Origin of the sequence: Gardnerella sp. DNF01198P (assembly GCF_049244165.1) — a bacterium.
GTDB classification, from domain to species: Bacteria; Actinomycetota; Actinomycetes; order Actinomycetales; family Bifidobacteriaceae; genus Bifidobacterium; species Bifidobacterium swidsinskii.
Genome location: NZ_CP058382.1, coordinates 613,692 through 631,590, shown reverse-complemented (window position 1 = coordinate 631,590; position 17,899 = coordinate 613,692). Strand labels below are relative to the sequence as shown.

16 protein-coding genes are annotated in these 17,899 nt (G+C 39.0%); 5 read left to right on the top strand and 11 right to left on the bottom strand.

The genetic code is table 11. The annotated features are described in order from the left end of the window. Positions 1-161 precede the first annotated feature (161 nt). The gene (locus HXT44_RS02835) at positions 162-1,088 is read left to right on the top strand and encodes a hypothetical protein (RefSeq protein ID WP_004110800.1); all 927 of its coding nucleotides are present in this window, start codon (positions 162-164) and stop codon (positions 1,086-1,088) included. Positions 1,089-1,185: 97 nt separating this feature from the next. Then, positions 1,186-1,338 (top strand): hypothetical protein, encoded by a 153-nt coding sequence (locus tag HXT44_RS02830; protein ID WP_410311154.1) that lies wholly within the window; start codon positions 1,186-1,188, stop codon positions 1,336-1,338. Between the two features lie 162 nt (positions 1,339-1,500). Here the strand turns inward: HXT44_RS02830 and HXT44_RS02825 are convergent, their stop codons facing one another. After that, positions 1,501-2,904: an MFS transporter gene (locus HXT44_RS02825; protein ID WP_012914034.1), complete on the bottom strand. Its 1,404-nt coding sequence runs from the start codon at positions 2,902-2,904 to the stop codon at positions 1,501-1,503. Between the two features lie 130 nt (positions 2,905-3,034). Further along, positions 3,035-3,991 carry a nucleoside hydrolase gene (locus HXT44_RS02820; RefSeq protein ID WP_076002774.1) on the bottom strand — a complete coding sequence of 319 codons (957 nt, stop codon included), beginning with the start codon at positions 3,989-3,991 and terminating at the stop codon, positions 3,035-3,037. Between the two features lie 341 nt (positions 3,992-4,332). On the opposite strand from HXT44_RS02820, the gene HXT44_RS02815 reads away from it, so the two are divergent. Continuing rightward, complete coding sequence (locus HXT44_RS02815; RefSeq protein ID WP_421783112.1) at positions 4,333-6,609, top strand: HelD family protein; 2,277 nt, start codon at positions 4,333-4,335, stop codon at positions 6,607-6,609. A gap of 61 nt (positions 6,610-6,670) precedes the next feature. Here HXT44_RS02815 and nrdR read toward each other — a convergent pair whose 3' ends face one another. After that, positions 6,671-7,126, bottom strand: coding sequence for a transcriptional regulator NrdR (gene nrdR / locus HXT44_RS02810; protein WP_012914031.1), 456 nt, complete (start codon positions 7,124-7,126; stop codon positions 6,671-6,673). A 232-nt stretch (positions 7,127-7,358) separates the two neighbouring features. Continuing rightward, positions 7,359-7,736 carry a LysM peptidoglycan-binding domain-containing protein gene (locus HXT44_RS02805; RefSeq protein ID WP_012914030.1) on the bottom strand — a complete coding sequence of 126 codons (378 nt, stop codon included), beginning with the start codon at positions 7,734-7,736 and terminating at the stop codon, positions 7,359-7,361. Between the two features lie 217 nt (positions 7,737-7,953). On the opposite strand from HXT44_RS02805, the gene lexA reads away from it, so the two are divergent. Next, the gene (gene lexA, locus HXT44_RS02800) at positions 7,954-8,628 is read left to right on the top strand and encodes a transcriptional repressor LexA (RefSeq protein ID WP_102155756.1); all 675 of its coding nucleotides are present in this window, start codon (positions 7,954-7,956) and stop codon (positions 8,626-8,628) included. Positions 8,629-8,755: 127 nt separating this feature from the next. On the opposite strand, the gene HXT44_RS02795 is transcribed toward lexA, so the two are convergent. The 6 genes from HXT44_RS02795 to HXT44_RS02770 form a co-directional block, all read right to left on the bottom strand. Then, the gene (locus tag HXT44_RS02795) at positions 8,756-9,235 is read right to left on the bottom strand and encodes a GreA/GreB family elongation factor (protein WP_004110818.1); all 480 of its coding nucleotides are present in this window, start codon (positions 9,233-9,235) and stop codon (positions 8,756-8,758) included. Positions 9,236-9,306: 71 nt separating this feature from the next. Continuing rightward, complete coding sequence (locus HXT44_RS02790; RefSeq protein ID WP_004107148.1) at positions 9,307-9,714, bottom strand: FKBP-type peptidyl-prolyl cis-trans isomerase; 408 nt, start codon at positions 9,712-9,714, stop codon at positions 9,307-9,309. A 280-nt stretch (positions 9,715-9,994) separates the two neighbouring features. After that, positions 9,995-11,515 carry an L-serine ammonia-lyase gene (locus HXT44_RS02785; protein ID WP_421783110.1) on the bottom strand — a complete coding sequence of 507 codons (1,521 nt, stop codon included), beginning with the start codon at positions 11,513-11,515 and terminating at the stop codon, positions 9,995-9,997. Between the two features lie 85 nt (positions 11,516-11,600). After that, on the bottom strand, positions 11,601-14,201 hold the full coding sequence (locus HXT44_RS02780) for an HAD-IC family P-type ATPase (protein ID WP_421783108.1): 2,601 nt from the start codon (positions 14,199-14,201) through the stop codon (positions 11,601-11,603). After that, positions 14,191-14,928, bottom strand: a complete 738-nt coding sequence (locus HXT44_RS02775) for a hypothetical protein (protein ID WP_004110825.1) — start codon at positions 14,926-14,928, stop codon at positions 14,191-14,193. Before HXT44_RS02775 ends, HXT44_RS02780 begins: the two co-directional genes overlap by 11 nt. 225 nt (positions 14,929-15,153) lie before the next feature. Continuing rightward, entirely contained in the window at positions 15,154-16,020 is an 867-nt protein-coding gene (locus HXT44_RS02770; RefSeq protein ID WP_421783107.1) for a DUF2971 domain-containing protein, read from the bottom strand. 705 nt (positions 16,021-16,725) lie between these two features. Between HXT44_RS02770 and HXT44_RS02765 the strand changes: the two genes are divergently transcribed. Then, entirely contained in the window at positions 16,726-17,169 is a 444-nt protein-coding gene (locus HXT44_RS02765) for a toxin-antitoxin system HicB family antitoxin (protein ID WP_248893247.1), read from the top strand. 71 nt (positions 17,170-17,240) lie between these two features. Here HXT44_RS02765 and HXT44_RS02760 read toward each other — a convergent pair whose 3' ends face one another. Continuing rightward, on the bottom strand, positions 17,241-17,849 hold the full coding sequence (locus tag HXT44_RS02760) for a pyroglutamyl-peptidase I (protein ID WP_421783205.1): 609 nt from the start codon (positions 17,847-17,849) through the stop codon (positions 17,241-17,243). Between the last annotated feature and the right edge of the window lie 50 nt (positions 17,850-17,899).

Below are 17,899 nucleotides of genomic sequence, written 5' to 3'. Positions count from 1 at the left end.
TAATCGCAACAAATTCTTCGCGCGTAGCTACTCAATCGGATAATTCTACAGTTTGATAGTTACAATCAACAATAAAAGTTAGGAACAATTTTAAAAAATAATCACAATAATAAAATGATTCGCATATCACTTATAATGTAACAAGCTAAGTAGGAGGAAACATGGTGCAGAGAAGAAAGAAACATGATTCTATTCATGTCAACCTAAATAGTGAACATAATAGTGGTGCTCATCACAATAAAAACAACAGTTCATTAAAGCATAAGTTTTACTCCAATAAAATTTTACGAAACATTATTATTGCTGTCATAGGCATTGCTATTATCATTCCTGTTGTTCAGTGGATACGTTGGGAACAGACTGTTTCTAATCTTCGCAACAAACAAGAACAACTTGTGTCACGCTTCGATTTTAATCCAGGCAATATTATTTCTGATTCTCAATTTTTTGACGATAACGCAATGAGTAAAGACGAAGTACGCAATTTTATACGCAAAAAAGGAGCAAAATGCACTGGTAAAAATTGCTTAAAAAATGCGTACTTTAATACTCACACTATTCCTGCCGATTCACTATGTTCAAAGTATCAAAGTGTAAGCAAAGAATCTTCTGCAGACATAATATACAAATCAGCAAAAGCATGTCATATCAGTCAACGAGTATTACTTACCATGCTGCAAAAAGAACAACATCTTGTAACAGACACTGATCCTAGCGATTTCCAATACGAATCAGCTATGGGATTAGATTGTCCAGATGATTCTCATTGCAACCCACGTTTTGCAGGATTCTTTAAACAAGTAATTGGTTCCGCAAGAAGATATAGATATTATCTTCTTCATAACGATCAATATAACTACCACCCTAACACGATTAACACAATTCAATATTCGCCAAATAAATCATGCGGATCTAGCAATGTTTATATCGAAAATAAGGCTACTGCATTGCTTTATATCTATACTCCTTATCAGCCAAATATAGAATCGTTAAAAGCTGGATACGGCGAAGGAAATTCGTGCTCAGCATATGGAAATCGCAATTTTTCATTGATTTATTCTGCATGGTTCGGAGATCCTCGCAAATAATATTCGTTAGATCGACATAGGAATACAATCTCGGTGTATAAGCGTCGAGGTACACTCAAATGTCTAATTTTTGGCACAATTGGTTAAAGATTACAAATTGACTGCTTCTATATTTAACAAAAACAACAAAGACTCACTTACTACAGATTTAATTTTTAATGCGAAAGTTGATGATAAGTTTGTTTTAGGCAGAGAATCATGGTGGAAAGAAGTATTAAAAAGTAAGGATTTTGGCTATAACGCTAATTAATTTAAATAATCATTAAAAATAAGCCTCACCAATACAATATCAAAAGATTAGTATTCAGCGCATGAAAAAGATTTGATAGCGTGCAAGCAAAGTAATACAAAAATGGCCACTAACCAATCAGCCCAACACGACTGCAAGCTAGTGGCCACTAACAAATATCGCCTACTCCTTAACCATAAGACTACGAGCAATGTAAACTACTAAGCCAATAAAGGCTACAATAGCGCCCATCATAAGCAAGTTAGAATAACCTGCACCTAAGCCTTGGATTCCAGCAAAAGAGAATCCTTTTAGCAAGTTTCCGCCAAAGAAACCGCTGAAAATGGAAATACCGATTGATGCTGTAACATTCATAACTAAATCATTCATACCGCATCCACGACCCGATTCTTCAACAGGCAATGCGCTAAGAACCGTTGAAACGATTGGCGAATACATAAGTCCGCAACCAGCGTAGTAAACGCATGCGCACAAAGTTAGAACAAGGAATCCGCAATTGATGAATACAGCAGCTCCAACCCATCCAAGAATCATAAGAACAGCAGCTATAATAATGCCAGCTTTACGTCCAATGAAACCGATAATTGTTCCAGAGCATGTTCCAAACACTGCTGCTACAACGAATGCCCATACAAGGTAGGAAGAAACTGCCTCAGTGCTCATATGATACAAAGCTCCACCAATAACATTGTAAATTGGAGGCATGCAATAGTTAGTAAAGTAGAAGATGAATATTAAGACAATGCCCGAAAGCCAACGCTTATTCTTAAAGAATGCAGGAGTTACAAACGGGTTCTTTGCCTTCATAATATAGCCAGCAAACACAACAAACAGCACGATGGATCCAAGCAACAATCCCCATGCCTTGTACGAGAAGAACAAAGTCAGCAATGCAACAGCAATACCAAACACTGTAAAGCCAAGCTTATCTATCTTCCCACCAATACCATTCTTTGTAGGCAAGCACTTAACAAGAACTGGCAAGAACAGAATAGTAATTGCAGGAATCAAGAACAAATACTGCCAAGCAATAGAGCTAAGAGCACCAGCAGCAAAAACGCCAATAGAAGCAGAAAGCTGATAAGCTGCAGTAAAGAGTCCAAAGAAAATTACCTTAAGATCGTTGCGCAAATACTTAGTTGCAATAACAAGGAAGGAAGAACCTGCTACCTGCTCGCCAGCGGTTTGTAAAATACGCGCAATAATAACAGTCCACAAGTTTGGAGTGAAGAAGAAGTTTGCAATAAAACCGAACAAGGATCCAACAAACAGTGTTACAAGTCCGATTGTTATGAGTCTACGAAGCGACACAAAGTCACCCAAAGAGCCGTAAATAAAGCACACAATGCCTAAAACAATAATTGGCAAACTCGTAATAAGAGAAGCTTGATTAGGAGCACCAACAGCTTTACCAATCTGATCGAATACCAGATTAAATCCTTGCAAACACAATGTTCCAAGAATAAAGGTTATAAGAAGTAAAATTAGCGAGTAAATCGCCACTTTGTCGCGGGTTTTTGGATCCTCGTATGGGTCTACCGCGCTAAATTTTGCAATCTCAGTCATAATAATCCAATCAATTAATATTTTTAGTTTCTACATTGGTAAATAAGGCACGTCGTATATTGCGGAAAATGTTGCGATTTACGGCGTGTCGAACAACAAAAAGCGGAGCTAAAACTCGTAAAATCCACACTCATCCAGCGATTTTTGCCAAGCCAGAAATGCGCGTCATAAACTCGTTCAAGAATCGTGGAACATCAACACCAACAGCAACTTGCATTGTTTTAACAGGGTCATTCAAGCGCGTAACATCACCAATTGTGCGTCCACGAGTTGGGCCTTCAACATCTACCTGCATGTTGATTGGTAGAGTTGTAACAAGCGTTGGGTCAACAGCAACTGCAACAGCCAACGGATCGTGCAAACCGCAGCCACCAAGGTGTGGAGCCGTTGTTTCATATGCCTTAATGTAAAAATCGGTCATATCTGCAAGGAACTTGCCAGCCTTTGTACCAAGGTCACGCCACTGTTGCGTTTCCTTATAGGTAAGCAAGGTTTGCAAAGTCACATCCAAACCGACCATTGTTACAGGGGCGCCAGAACGGAATAGGACGTCTGCTGCATCTGGATCTTGGGAAATATTTGCTTCCATCCAAGGAGTTACATTTCCATGAATTGTAAGAGCACCGCCCATAAGAACAATCTTACCAATTTCATCTTTGATTTCTGGAGCCTTATGCAATGCAGCAGCAATATTTGTCATAGGACCAGTTGGAACATAAATAAGATCCTTGCCATAAGTCTTAACTGAATCAATTATGAAATCAACAGCTGGCTCAGACTCAGCTTCACGCTTTGAATCTGGAATAACAACATCGCCAATACCATTGTCACCGTGAATGAATGCAGAAATAGGCAGAACTTCAAACGAATCTTTCTTGCTCGCATGCGGCAAACCACGATACACTTTAACTTCTGGATGTCCAAATAAATCTGTTATAGCAAGAGCATTACGAACGCCCTGTTCCATTAAAACGTTGCCATACGTACCAGTAATACCGATCAGCTCAACCTCAGGGCTACCAAGAGCATAAGAAATTGCTAAGGTATCATCAACACCAGTATCCAAATCAAGAATAAGCTTCTTCATGTGAACTACCTTTCTGATTACAAACTCGCTACATCAACAGTGATGCAGTAAGCCATTCTGTTTATTTCTAAGTTGCAACAAACTAGTAGGCGTCAACCTCATCGTTTTATGCTTCACAACTCAAGAATTCTATCTCTCTATAATTCAAAATCAACCCTTATAAACATATGTTTAGATTATATTTTTGCGGCAAAATAAAACGCAATTATTCGCTAAGCTTTTAGCTTGTTTTAATTTAGATTACAACACGAAATAAATCAGTGGTTTATGCCTCGAGATACACTTAAATGCCTAAAAATTGGCTTTGATTTGGCTGCAGATTTTACGAAGAATGGAAGCGTATGTCTACCTATTCCTCACAACTTAGCGAAGAACAACAAGCTGTTGACCGAGCTTATAGCCGTCTAGATGATTTGCGTAGTACTATTCGCGCGCGCTTAGACGCTGTGCGCGCGTCAGGTTCGCACGGTTCACCAACACAGCGCACAGAGCGCGACTCATTCGCAACCATGTACGAAGATCGTCTTACACAATTACGAGCTGTTGAAGATCGTCTTGTTTTTGGAAGACTTGATAACACAGAAGGCATTAGGCGATACATTGGTCGCATTGGTTTGCTTAGCGAAAACCATGATCCTATTCTTACAGATTGGCGCGCTGAAGCTGCACGACCTTTTTATGAGGCAACCCCTTCGCATCATGGCGATATTGTTATGCGTCGTCATATTACACTCCGTTTCAGAGACGTTATTGGTGTTGAAGATGAAGTACTTGACATACATTCTGATGAAATAGGAAAAGCTTCACAACAAGGTACTCTTACTGGTGAAGGAGCACTGCTCGCATCTTTAGGTTCTCGCAGAACCGGCAAAATGACTGATATTGTTGCCACTATTCAAGCAGAACAAGATCGAATTATTCGCGCTCCTCTTGATCACACTATTGTTGTACAGGGAGGTCCTGGCACAGGAAAAACAGCTGTTGCTTTGCACAGAGCAGCCTATTTGTTATACACTCACAGGCGCAAACTTGAGCGTTCAGGAGTTCTTATTGTTGGTCCAAGTTCGGCATTCTTGCGTTATATTGATCAAGTACTCCCTTCTCTTGGTGAAACAGGTGTAGTAAGTAGAACTATTTCCGACTTAATTCCTGGAATTTGTGCTACAGATGAAGATTCTCCATACGCAGCAAAATTAAAAGGAATGTATCGTATGCGAACAGTTATTGCGAATGCAATTGCCGCTCGTATTCGCGTTCCTAAAAATCTTCCAACAATTCATGTTGGAGGATTTAGTATTCCTCTTCTAAAAGAAGATATTGAGATAGCTCAATCAGATGCTCAACGGACTCACCAGCCGCATAACCAGGCACGAAATACTTTTATAAAAACCGTGCTCAGCATATTGAAAAATCGTTATTTGGAAAAACTTGATTATGTTCCAGATCAAGCTGAATTAAACGATATAACTTCTCAACTTCGTCTTGACGATAAACTGCGCATTACTTTAAATCTTGCATGGTTACCTATGACTGGAGAATGGCTCATTGACCAACTTTTTGCTAAACCTGACAAATTACGCACATACGCACCTTGGTTAAGCGACGAAGACATTAACTCACTTACTAGACCAAAGGGCAGCCCGCTTACTCGTTCTGATATTCCATTACTTGATGAAGCTATGGAATTGCTCGGTCCTGATCCAAAACTTGACGCTCAAAGATCTGCAGCACAAGCAAAAAAACTTGAAGAACAACAATTTGCAGCTGACACTTTAGCACAAGCTGGTATTGGAAATGGCATAGTAACTGCCGATATGCTTCTTGATAATCTGCAAGGCGACGATGCAGGAATGCTTGCCCGTAAAGCAGCTTCTGACCGCGAGTGGACATATGGTCACGTAGTTGTCGATGAAGCTCAAGAGCTTACAGCAATGGATTGGAGAATGCTTATTCGTCGTTGTCCTTCACGCTCCTTTACTATTGTTGGCGATGTTGCACAAACTTCTGCGCTCGGAGGAACTCACAGATGGCAGAAGAATATGAATTCTCTATTTGGAGAACCAAATTGGGATCTTTACGAGTTAACAATTAATTATCGAAATCCTAGTGAAGTTTCTGAAGCAGCAAGCAAAGTTGCAACAGATTCAGGATTATACATTTCTACTGTTCATGCAGTTCGCTCAGTACCTGATTCACTCGTATCACAAACGGTTGAATCACAAGATGAACTCGATACTGCACTTGCAGAATCTTGTACAAAACTATTCGAAAAATTTGTCTCTGATGATGGTAGTGGTCGTATTGCAATCATTACTCCTAACAGTATGGTTAGCCATGCTAAAAAGGTTGTAAATCAAGCATTAGAACATGCATTACCTGAAAAATTATGGAATCAGTTAAACAAACAAAATGCCGATGATTGCCAATGCAGCGTTTGCACAGCTGAGGAAGTAAAAGGTCTTGAATATGACGCTGTCATAGTGTTGCAACCTTCTCAGATTGAGCAGGAAGCAGCATCTAGACTAACTGCTGCAGCCAATCTATATGTTGCAATGACTAGACCAACTCAAAAATTGCATATAATACGCACTGCAGATGACGCAAATTTTGAGAAATAGAACTCAAAATAATGCAAAAGCGCAGGGAATAGATATTCTGTAACAATAATCGATAAAATTATTATTTTTCTGTTTTACTGCGCTTTAAATCTTCAATGGCATGTTCAAAATCTTCAAGACCTGCGAAGTTTTGGTACACACTTGCAAAACGAAGATATGCAACTTCATCTAATTCACGCAATGGCTTAAGAATAGCTTTGCCAACTTCTTCAGATGTAACTTGCGCTAAACCTCGTGCTCGCAAATCAGCTTCTACTCGCATACCAATTGTCTTTAACGCTTCAGCATTAATGGGACGTCCTTGACATGCTTTGCTAACACCGGCAACAACTTTTGCCCGATCAAAAGGTTCAATAGAGCCTGAACGCTTCATTACAAGCAACTGAGTTGTTTCCACCGTAGTAAATCGATTACCACAAACTTGGCATTCACGTCTACGGCGAATAGAGTAACCATCTTCACTGATACGAGTATCTATAACTTTCGTATCAGAATTCTTACAAAAAGGACAATGCATATATTCAGCATACTAAAAAATAGCGAAAAACTACATAATATTATTCACTTTATTCAAATATTTCCGAATATTATACGATTTTATTGTCCATAATCCGAAATACTCCATAAAACACACTGAATATTACATCATCATTTTCAGTAAAACTTAGCTCATCAGTTTCAATTTCAAATATAGTAATATTTTCCCTTCTCATATTTCCCCCATTTTCATACTATTTGCACTCAATCAACTATTGAGCATCATTTAATGGAACATTAATAGACTGTCCGATAACCAAATCTTCAGAAGAAAGATGATTTAAAGCCATTAAACGCTCTACATTATCTGATATATCACCGTTTTTAGGAGTAATAGTAGCAGCATAATTCCATAACGTATCTCCAGGACGAACTGTATATGTAACAACTCTTTCAGGTATTGCAGAAACAGCAGTCTTTGGCATAAACAATGTACAGAATGTTATTGCTGTCATCAAAAGTACAGTTACACGAAAAACTCTAGTTTTGCGCGCATGCTTATTAGAAACGCAGCGTTTACGAATCAAATAAGTATTTTCTTGCATACCTACTCTAACTTCCCTGCCACTTCTAATTAATGACGTACTCATAATTATCCTTTCTCCTTCCTTAATCGACTGAACATTTGTTCTATCGAACAGATGTATTAATAATGACACATTTGTTCGATAGTTGCAACGGCGTGTCGAACAGATGTTTGATTTTTTTAAGAAAGTGCGTTAAAATAGTAAAAGCGAAAGGAGCACCATGAATAACGATGGCACAAATAACGATAACAATGGCATTAATGCTAGCGATATTAGCGCAATGTCACTTACTGACCGCCAACGCAATATTATCAATGCCATCCAAAACAATATAAAAATTCATGGATTCCCTCCTTCTTTCCGCGAAATCGGAGAAGCAGTTGGACTTAGAAGCCCATCTTCTGTGAAACATCAATTGCGAACACTTGAAGATAAAGGGATTTTGCGAATTAATGCAAATAAAGGTCGCGCTATTGAAATTCTTGATAATTCAATTGTTGAAAAGAATTCAAATAACAAAATTAATAAAAATTCTTCAAGAGTTGCCAATATTAGCGCATACGAATCTGATTCTGTTATAAATTCTAGAGATGTTCCTCTAGTGGGAAGAATCGCAGCAGGAGCTCCAATAACAGCAGAACAGCATATTGAAGATGTAATGCGATTGCCAGAACGTCTTACAGGTACAGGAAATCTTTTTATGCTTGAAGTACACGGCGATTCGATGATTGACGCCGCTATTTGCGATGGCGATTATGTAGTAGTTAGAGAGCAGCATGAGGCTGTAAATGGAGACATTGTTGCAGCACTGTTAGATAACGAAGCAACTGTTAAAACTTTCAGAAATGACCACGGTCACGTATGGCTTATTCCACATAATCCGGCTTACTCTCCTATTGACGGATCACACGCAACTATTATGGGAAAAGTTGTTACAGTTTTGCGAAAAATATAATAGAACTTACCCACCAACCCCTCAAAAAATATTCTCCCCACTTATTTCAAAATATGGACTAAGTGGGGAGAATAATATTTATAAAATCAACTTATGCAGATTATGAAAATCATGTAACTTACGCAACTTACGCAAGTGGATGCGAATCCTTAATTGTCACTGAAATTTCACGTCCATTTGGAGCTGCATAGCTAACAGTATCACCAGCATGAGCACCCATAATAGCTGCCCCAATTGGAGATTCCGGGCTAATAACGTCATAATCCGTAGCTACAGCAATATCGCGAGAACCAAGAACATAAGTCATTTCTCGACCTGCAAGCTCAAGAGTAACCAAAGAACCATTGCCAACAGTGCCATCCTTCGGTGCTTCAAGAATCTTCGCATTACGAAGCTTTACAATAAGCTCATTAATGCGACCTTCATTCTTTCCTTGCTCTTCACGAGCAGCCTGATAACCACCATTTTCAGACAAATCACCTTCAGCACGAGCTGCAGCAATACGCTCAGTGATTTCTTCTCGATACTCACCTTCACGATGTGCTAACTCTTCTTTTAGTTTGTCATACGCTTCCTGCGTAAGTAAAATAGTTTTTTCTTCAGCCATTGCTACCTCCTTATACAACAATCTCTAAAAATAAAAACTATGCGTTCGTAAATAAAATTCACGCTCTTCTATCAACGAGTTGAAATAATATCAACAACAAATACCAACGTGTCTCCGCCGCCAATACCGGCTTGCGGTATGCCACGAGAGCCATAACCATACTCTGGAGGAATAGAAATCAACAAACGAGATCCAACATTATGACCTGGAACAGTACGATCCCAGCCCTGAATCACTTGACCGACACCAATACCAAAACTAGCTGGAGTATGACGAGCAAAGCTTGAATCAAATGGCTTGTCGCTACCCCAAACCACACCATGATAATTCACAGTTACAGTGTCACCTGCACGAACTACAGGACCATTACCTTCAACTAATTCAACAACTTTAAGGCCTGCTGGCGGTTCAGATTCAGGGAACGTCACCGTTGGCGTAGTGCCAAATTCTGCAATCACTTCTGGCATATCTTGTGCCATATTTCCTCCTTTACAAACTCCAAACAGTATAATCTGAACAGTATAACATCTACACAGACAGCTTTTAACCATCCTGCATTACTAAAGCAGCGCATTTTAAATAGTACATTTAAGTAAATGCACATTCGAATAAATGCAGTTTAGACTAACACTTCCTAGATTAACCTGTCCTAGATTAGCACTGAAACGTTACGTATGTACATGAAATATACGCATTGTGTATAACTTAGCAAAAATTAATCTCAAAACATCAACGAATTAATGCAAAAATATTAGCAAATTAGCACTCAACAACGTTTACAGCTAGCCCACCTTTTGAGGTTTCGCGATATTTAGACATCATGTCATGACCAGTTTCTTTCATAGTCTTAATCGCTTTGTCAAGGCTTACCATGTGCGAGCCATCTCCAAGCATTGCCATTCGAACAGCATTAATTGCTGTATTTGCAGCCATAGCATTGCGCTCAATACAAGGAATTTGTACCAAACCGCCTACAGGATCGCAAGTTAATCCCAAATGGTGTTCTATACCGATTTCTGCAGCATTTTCAACCTGTTCCGGGGTCCCTCCCAACACTTCGCACAATCCTGCAGCAGCCATCGAACAAGCAGAACCAACCTCTCCTTGACAACCAACTTCAGCTCCAGAAATTGAAGCATTTCGTTTAAATAAGTAACCAACAGCACCTGCAGCAAGCAAGAATCGCACAACTCCATCTTCATTAGCAGAATCAACAAATCGCCAATAATACTGCAATACTGCAGGAATAATTCCTGCAGAACCATTCGTTGGAGCAGTAACAATACGCCCACCACCAGCATTCTCTTCACTAACAGCGAGCGCAAAAAGATTAACCCACGCAGAGTCTGAACTTTCTAAAGCAGCATCCGAACGACGACGATTGTTACGAAGCATGTCTGAATTTGCAGCCAAACGCTCATACATGTGAGGAGCTCTGCGAGGCACATCAAGACCTCCTGGCAAAATCGGTTGCTTTGAGTTGCATCCGTTTTCTACACATTTACTCATAACTTTCCAAACATGCAGCAAATAGTTGCGCACGTAGTCAGCATCACCTTCATGCAATGCAAGCTCGTTTTGCCACACAACATCGCTTATTGACATATACTTTTCTCGGCAAATATTTATAAGCTCGTCGCATGAAGTAAAAGGATAAGGTACAGTGGAATCTTTTGTTTGATTTGAGGAGCTTGCAGCATTATCACTACTATTTCCGTTATTACTTTCGCTATTACTTTCGCTATTATTCTCGCTTACACCATTCTTATTGGCATTATTTTCATCTTGCTCAGTAACACGCTCATGCAAGCCAACCATTGCATCATCTGCACACCCTTGACGAATAAATCCGCCGCCAATTGAATACCAAACTTGCTCATCGATTTTATTTCCGTCAGAATCAGTTGCAACAAAACGCATTCCATTAGGACGAACAACCATTCGCATCCATTTTTCAAAAATTACGTCCTTATCGTAATCAAAAGCAATAGTATGTTCACCTGCGAGCGTTAAAGTGCCAGTTTTTTTGCATTCCTGACGAATAGTAAGCATATGATCAGTGTCTACATTATCTGGAAGATTTCCTTCAAGACCTGCAACGCAAGCGCGATCAGTGCCATGACCAAGACCTGTTAAAGACAGTGATCCGTAAAGAGTCACACTTACGTGCGCAACGTTTGCAAGACTACCACTTTTTTTAAGCGATGAAACAAACGAACACGCAGCTCGCATAGGACCTACTGTATGTGATGAACTAGGACCAACGCCTACTGAAAACATCTCTAAAATACTAAACACGTATCTATTGTAAGCATCATTAAGCTCACGTCGACACACTAATTACATGAGAAATATGTTAGATTGTTCACTTCTTACTTTGTTTAGATAACAAGTTTGCTAAACTCACGCACACAAACCATAAGATTACAGCTAAAACAACAGCTATAAGCATTACAGTAAACGCGCTTCCTGCAGTCGGCACGTGAATTTCGAAGAATTTTGCAGTAAACGGTATAAAAGCTCCAGCAACTCCAGCTGCAGCAAATAGCGCAACCATAATTCCTCTCCACGAGCGCAACGGCTTGGCAACGCTTGCAAGCACGAGTATGCCGAGAACAAATACGATTACGGAACAAATACTGCGAGTAGTTACCAAAGCTTGCACGTTTGAGACAATAAAACGAGATGCTATCAAATTATTTGCAACAACATCGTCAAGATTTAATCCCAAAACTCGCGGAGCTATAACAGCAGTAGCGAGCACAGAAGCAGCTATAGCAAATCCGCTAGGAACAGCAAAACGAACAACTCGCTTCAAGAAACCTGGAATGTATCGACGAGTATTAGGTGCTAAAGCGAGCAAAAATGCTGGAATACCAATAGTTAAAGAACCAATATAAGTAATGTGACGAGGCAAATACGGGAAGTGCAACGCTAGAAGCACAACTCCTGCAGAAATAAGCGCAGAATAAACAGTTTTTACAAGGAATAAGCCAGCCACACGTTCCATATTTGCCATCACTTGCCTACCGCGAGCCACAACATCCGGCAAATGCGAGAATCGTGAATCAACAAGAACCACTTGAGCTACAGCTTTTGCAGCAGGAGCAGCATTGCCCATAGCAACGCCCAAATCAGCTTCTTTAAGAGCCAAAGTATCGTTCACGCCATCACCAGTCATAGCAACAACATGACCTTGAGTGTGAAGCGCCTGAACAATCGCTTTCTTTTGATGAGGAAGCACGCGCCCAAGCACATCCACATTTTCAAGCACTTTAGCCAATTCGTTAATATCTTCTGGCAATTTTCTAGCGTCCATTGCAGCAGGCTTGCGATCTCCTGTTAAGCCAACTTTTGCAGCAACAGCCGCAACTGTTGTAGGGTTATCTCCCGAAATTACGCGGCAACGCACACCCTGCTCACGGAACCATTTAAGCGTTTTGCGAGCATCATCACGAATACGCTCAGAGCAGCGAACTAAAGCAATAGGATGAGCATTTACGCAAATAGTTGGAGAATCACCAAAAGTTTTATCTGTTTCTGTTACGCTACTTACGCTGCTACTTTCGCTACTTACTTTTGCAAGCAGCAGCACGCGCTCACCTTGCTCCGCATAAGAATTAACTTTCGCTAAAAGTTCATTAGAATTTGCATAATTAATCGCGCTTAGCAATACTTCCGGAGCACCCATATACCAAGTTTCATGTTCTCCGCTGCTTTTCGCATATTGCACCGCACTCCACTTTCTAGCAGAAGAGAATGGAAGACGGTTAGATACATGCTGGCTAGCTGCAACTCCTTTAGAGCCAAGCCCTTCCATAATCGCAACACCTGTTGCGTTCGGATTTTCTTCATTTGATAAGTCGAATAAAGCTTGATTGGTTTGCAAGTTGGTCTGCAAAGATATTTCGGCACCACTATTATCTAGATTTTCCACGCCAACGAATGCAATACCACCGTCGGTTATAGTGCCAGTTTTGTCCAGATTCAAGCAGTCTACGCGCGCTAAAGTTTCTACAGATTCCAACTCCTGAACTAACGTTTGCTTACGAGCAAGCCGCATAGCAGCCACCGCAAAATTAAGCGAAGTAAGAAGAACCAATCCTTCTGGAATCATGCCAACAACGCCTGCAACAGCAGAAACAACAGCTCCCCTCCAAGCACCAGTCTGCCAAGCTTCAACAAATCCGCCAACCTTGTGCATTTGCGACCACACAAGCAGCACACACAAAGGCACCACAACCATCGTCATATACTTCAAAATCGTGTTAATTCCACGGCTTAAGTCGGAAATTGTTTTGGTATAAACTTTCGCTTGCGCCGCCAATTTTGCCGCATAACTGTGCTCTCCTACGGCAGTAACACGCGTTAAAGCCATTCCAGAAACTGCAGTAGATCCGGAATAAACGTTATCACCTTTTGCTTTTCGAACTGTAGCAGACTCGCCCGTGAGCATGGACTCGTCCATTTCTAAGCCCCACGATTCCAGCACTTCTACATCTGCAGGAACTTGTTCACCAGCCCTAAGCCACAAAATATCTCCAAGCACAATATCTTTGTGCGCAATCTCAATATTTTCTCCGCCTCTACGAACCATTGCGTAAGACGCCACAAGTATAGAAAGCCTATCCAAAGTGCGCTTTGCTTTTAATTCAGTCACAATGCCAATTCCAGTATTTACCAGAATTACCACACCAAAAACAGCATCCTTCCACGAACCAGTGGCAAGCACAACAACCATTGCTGTGAAAATAATCGCGTTAAACAATGTAAACACGTTCGCGCGCACAATATCCATTAAAGAGCGAGAAGTCTGCTTAGAAGTAATATTCACATCTCCGCGAGAGACTGCCTCTGCAACTTCTTCTGTGCTCAAACCAGAAACTTCTACTTTAGGAAGCACCGCAATAGCGTTATTTTTGCTAATTTCTGTAGATGCCATTGCGTTTTGTTCGTTATTTGTCATTTATAATCACTTCCCTACTATGCGGTGTATTGTCGATTATTGCTCGAACGATGCTTAGCAAAGACGAACGCTCAAATTTTGATTTATTGCTTTTATTGTTTAAAGATTCGCTATTTTTTGATAAATAAGATTCATGAATATTTTTTCCAATTCCACTTCCATCGCTATCAAAATACAAAGTAGCTGCGTATAAAGTTGCGTCTTTTGGTGCTTTTACAGGATTTATTAACGCAACTGGCACTCCAGCGTAACGCACGTATTGCAGCGCAGAAATCCATGCTTTGCTTTCGTTTTGTTTATTGCGAGTGCTGTTATTAAGCTTGTTATTCTCTTTTATATTAGGTTGATTATTATCATTATGCAGGTCGTCAACGCCTGTTACGTCGAGCGCGTCTATAAGTATTAATGAAACAGGTTGCTCGCTTGCAGCGCGAATAGCTTGCTGAGCAGCTTCGTTAGGATTAACAACATTTGATAGCGGCACATAAGAAGCACTCAATTTTGACGTTTTACAATGCTTCATAACTTCGTCATCAAGCGCAGCTAATTTTGAACCAATGACCAGCAAATGGATGTCATTAATATCTATGCCGTCGTGAATTATGTCTCCAGCGCGACCAGTGCTACCAACGGCTTTACCCTGCGGCTCGCAAGCACTCAACGTACCCAACGTTAAAGCAGTTACGACAGCAGCCGCAAAAATGGTAATAGCGCGTTTAGAAAACATAAGACTTTTATACCACACCTTCAACATAAGTGGTGGTTTGGCAAGTTTCAACATTATCGACCGATTATCCTACCCCTTTTCAAGTAGTTCTGCTACTTTTGCTGAGTCTCCTTGCTGTATTTAATCATAATGAAACTACACCTCCCAAATTGGTACTTTTAGTTCAAATTCAGAGATGCAGTTCAACGCATACGCAGGCTCTACAAACTAAATCCTCCCATTTTGTTATCTGTAGCTACATTTTGATTCTATAGTGCTAATTTCTATTCCCAATAATTTCTTAGTAATATTTCTAACATCACTCTTATTCAATAAACATTTTGGACCAATACATATTTTTTCTATAATATCTGGAGTAAAGTTTAGTTTAACAAACTCAGTAATGTTATCATTCCCAATAATTCTAAAATCATGTTCTAATGATTTTAAAGACAATCTTTCAGTAAAAGCATCATGATTGTTAACTATCTTTTCAAATTTCAAATCGTCACAATAAATAAGGCGTATTTCTTTTTCTTCAGCAAAAGCAGGATTTTTATATTTCACAAGTTCAGGAATTAATTCATGTAAAAACACCTCTATTTTTTCTTCTCTCTTTGTAATATTTTGCTCACTAATCACCGTATTTATTGTGTCTGCTACACATTCAACATCACTTTCTATATCATCATGAACCAGACTATCCGTATAAATTACTTTTTTAAACAATAAATTATCGAATTTTGTCAATTTTTCTAAATTAAATCCTATTGAAACTCCTTTTCCATCATCGGCATATCCTTTCCACTGACTTAACATATCTGATTCTTCAGAAAAACAGCAAATATATACGCTGTTCTGTCCTTTAGATTCTAGTATTTGCATTAATTCTTCGCATGTAAAATCTAGACACGAACGATTTGTCATCCCATGGTAAAGCGATCCTGATGCTTTAAATCCGTCATTTGAATTGTTTCTTTCATCATTTAGTTTATCAATATACCATTTTATTTCTAAATTATCATTCATTTTTAGTGGATCTGAAAGATAAATAGATTTATTCTTAATAATATTCAAAAATGTGCTTAAAGAACAATAATAGTAACCTATCATATATACTATCCTCTAATAAAATTCATTTGTTTATTCATCTTGCCAAGCATATCTAATTCACATCTTACACTTTTAGAATTAGATTATCTCATTTTAATTTATTTTCGCACTATTACTCAATACACTGTTCTTATATCAACGAATTTTTCTTTTACTTTTATAGTATTATAAATAATCTATGATTTTATATTTTATCTATGTTGTATTATCAAATAAAAAGATTCTTCTTCTATAGGTTGATAAACAAATTAAATTTATAAAACTAATTTCTTCTGTTGCACGATTTTAGTTCCAAATACTTTAAAATTCACTACTGCATTTAGATGAATAAACTTATAAACTTCCCAATTAAATGTCTTAGTTGCTTCACCTGTTCATTTGCTCATATGTTGTTTAAATAGTTTATTCTCTGTAAGCTCATCTAGCATAAGATGATAATCTTCTACACTTTTGTTAATTAATTTTTTAATTCTTCTAGAGCTCTGAAGCATAAATATTTGTAAATCATTGATATAATTCACCAATTGACTTCCACTTAAATTCAGATATATAGACTCTTTGACTTATAAACTAAGATTCCACTAATTAAAATTAGAGTATAGAGAATTAAAGTATAGCAAAAATAACTCAACCATTGACACCACATGTAACACCACTTATACTCTTATAAAACTTTCAAAAAATCATCAGAATATAAAATCAAATATGACTAAAACAAATAAATCTAGCAAAAATATCTCTCACAAAAATAAGTCCAAAACACTAACAAATAAAAGACTCAGCTACTACATGTCACTCCCATACAAGCTGGAGATTGTAAAAGATCCAGATGAAGGCGGATTTGTGTCCTACTACCCTGATTTGCCAGGATGCATAAGTTCGGGAGACTCCGAACAGGAAGCAGCAGCAAATGCACAGGACGCTAAACACGCTTGGATTGAAGCAGCTCTTGAAAGCAAAATCAACATAAAAGAGCCGTCTTACCATGAGCTGAATGACTATTCTGGTCAATTCAAACTGCGTCTCCCTAAAGAATTACACAGGCAATTGGCTGAGCAATCTCAAGCAGAAGGCATAAGCATGAACCAGTATTGCGTGTATCTTCTTTCGCAAAATAACGCTATTGAACGCGTTCTTGAGCGAGCGTAGAGAATAAATACTGCATACTAATTATTAGCAATTACTTACAAATTAAAGATTTGCTGGCGATTAATCTGCAATCACTTGCAATCATCCGCAATTACTTGCAGCGCAACTTCAATACCTCGAAGCATATCAACTAAACTCATAGAACTCGTAGTAGGCTTATCAAGAATCTGCTCAGGCAAATATGGAACGTGAATAAAACCACTCTTAATCGGCAATTTTTTAGTCTGGCAATAATGACAAACACTGTAAAGCACGTCATTACACACGTACGCGCCAGCAGAAAAAGACACAGACGCCGGCAATTTTGCTTTATTTAAAGCATCAACTATGTTCACAACTGGCAAAGTCGCTTTATAAGCCACATCACCATCCTGCACAACAGGCTCATACCAAGGCTTATACCCACTATTATCCGGTATACGCGCAGCTCTACAGTTAATGCCAACATACTCAACGTTAAAACAAGCAGAACCACCAAATTGTCCTAACGAAAGCACGGCATTAGGGTGAACTTCCTCTATTTTTTCAATAACTTCTTGCGCACCCTTGTTAAATTCCGTAGGGATATGTAAACGAACAAGTTCCACACCCTCAGGCGCATGCACTGATTGCGCAATCTCCCACGACGGATTTATAGACTCATTATCAAATGGCGTAAAACCAGTAATCAAAATACGCATCACAATACCCCTTCACACGAATATCACTTTATTAAAACATTAAAACGCAT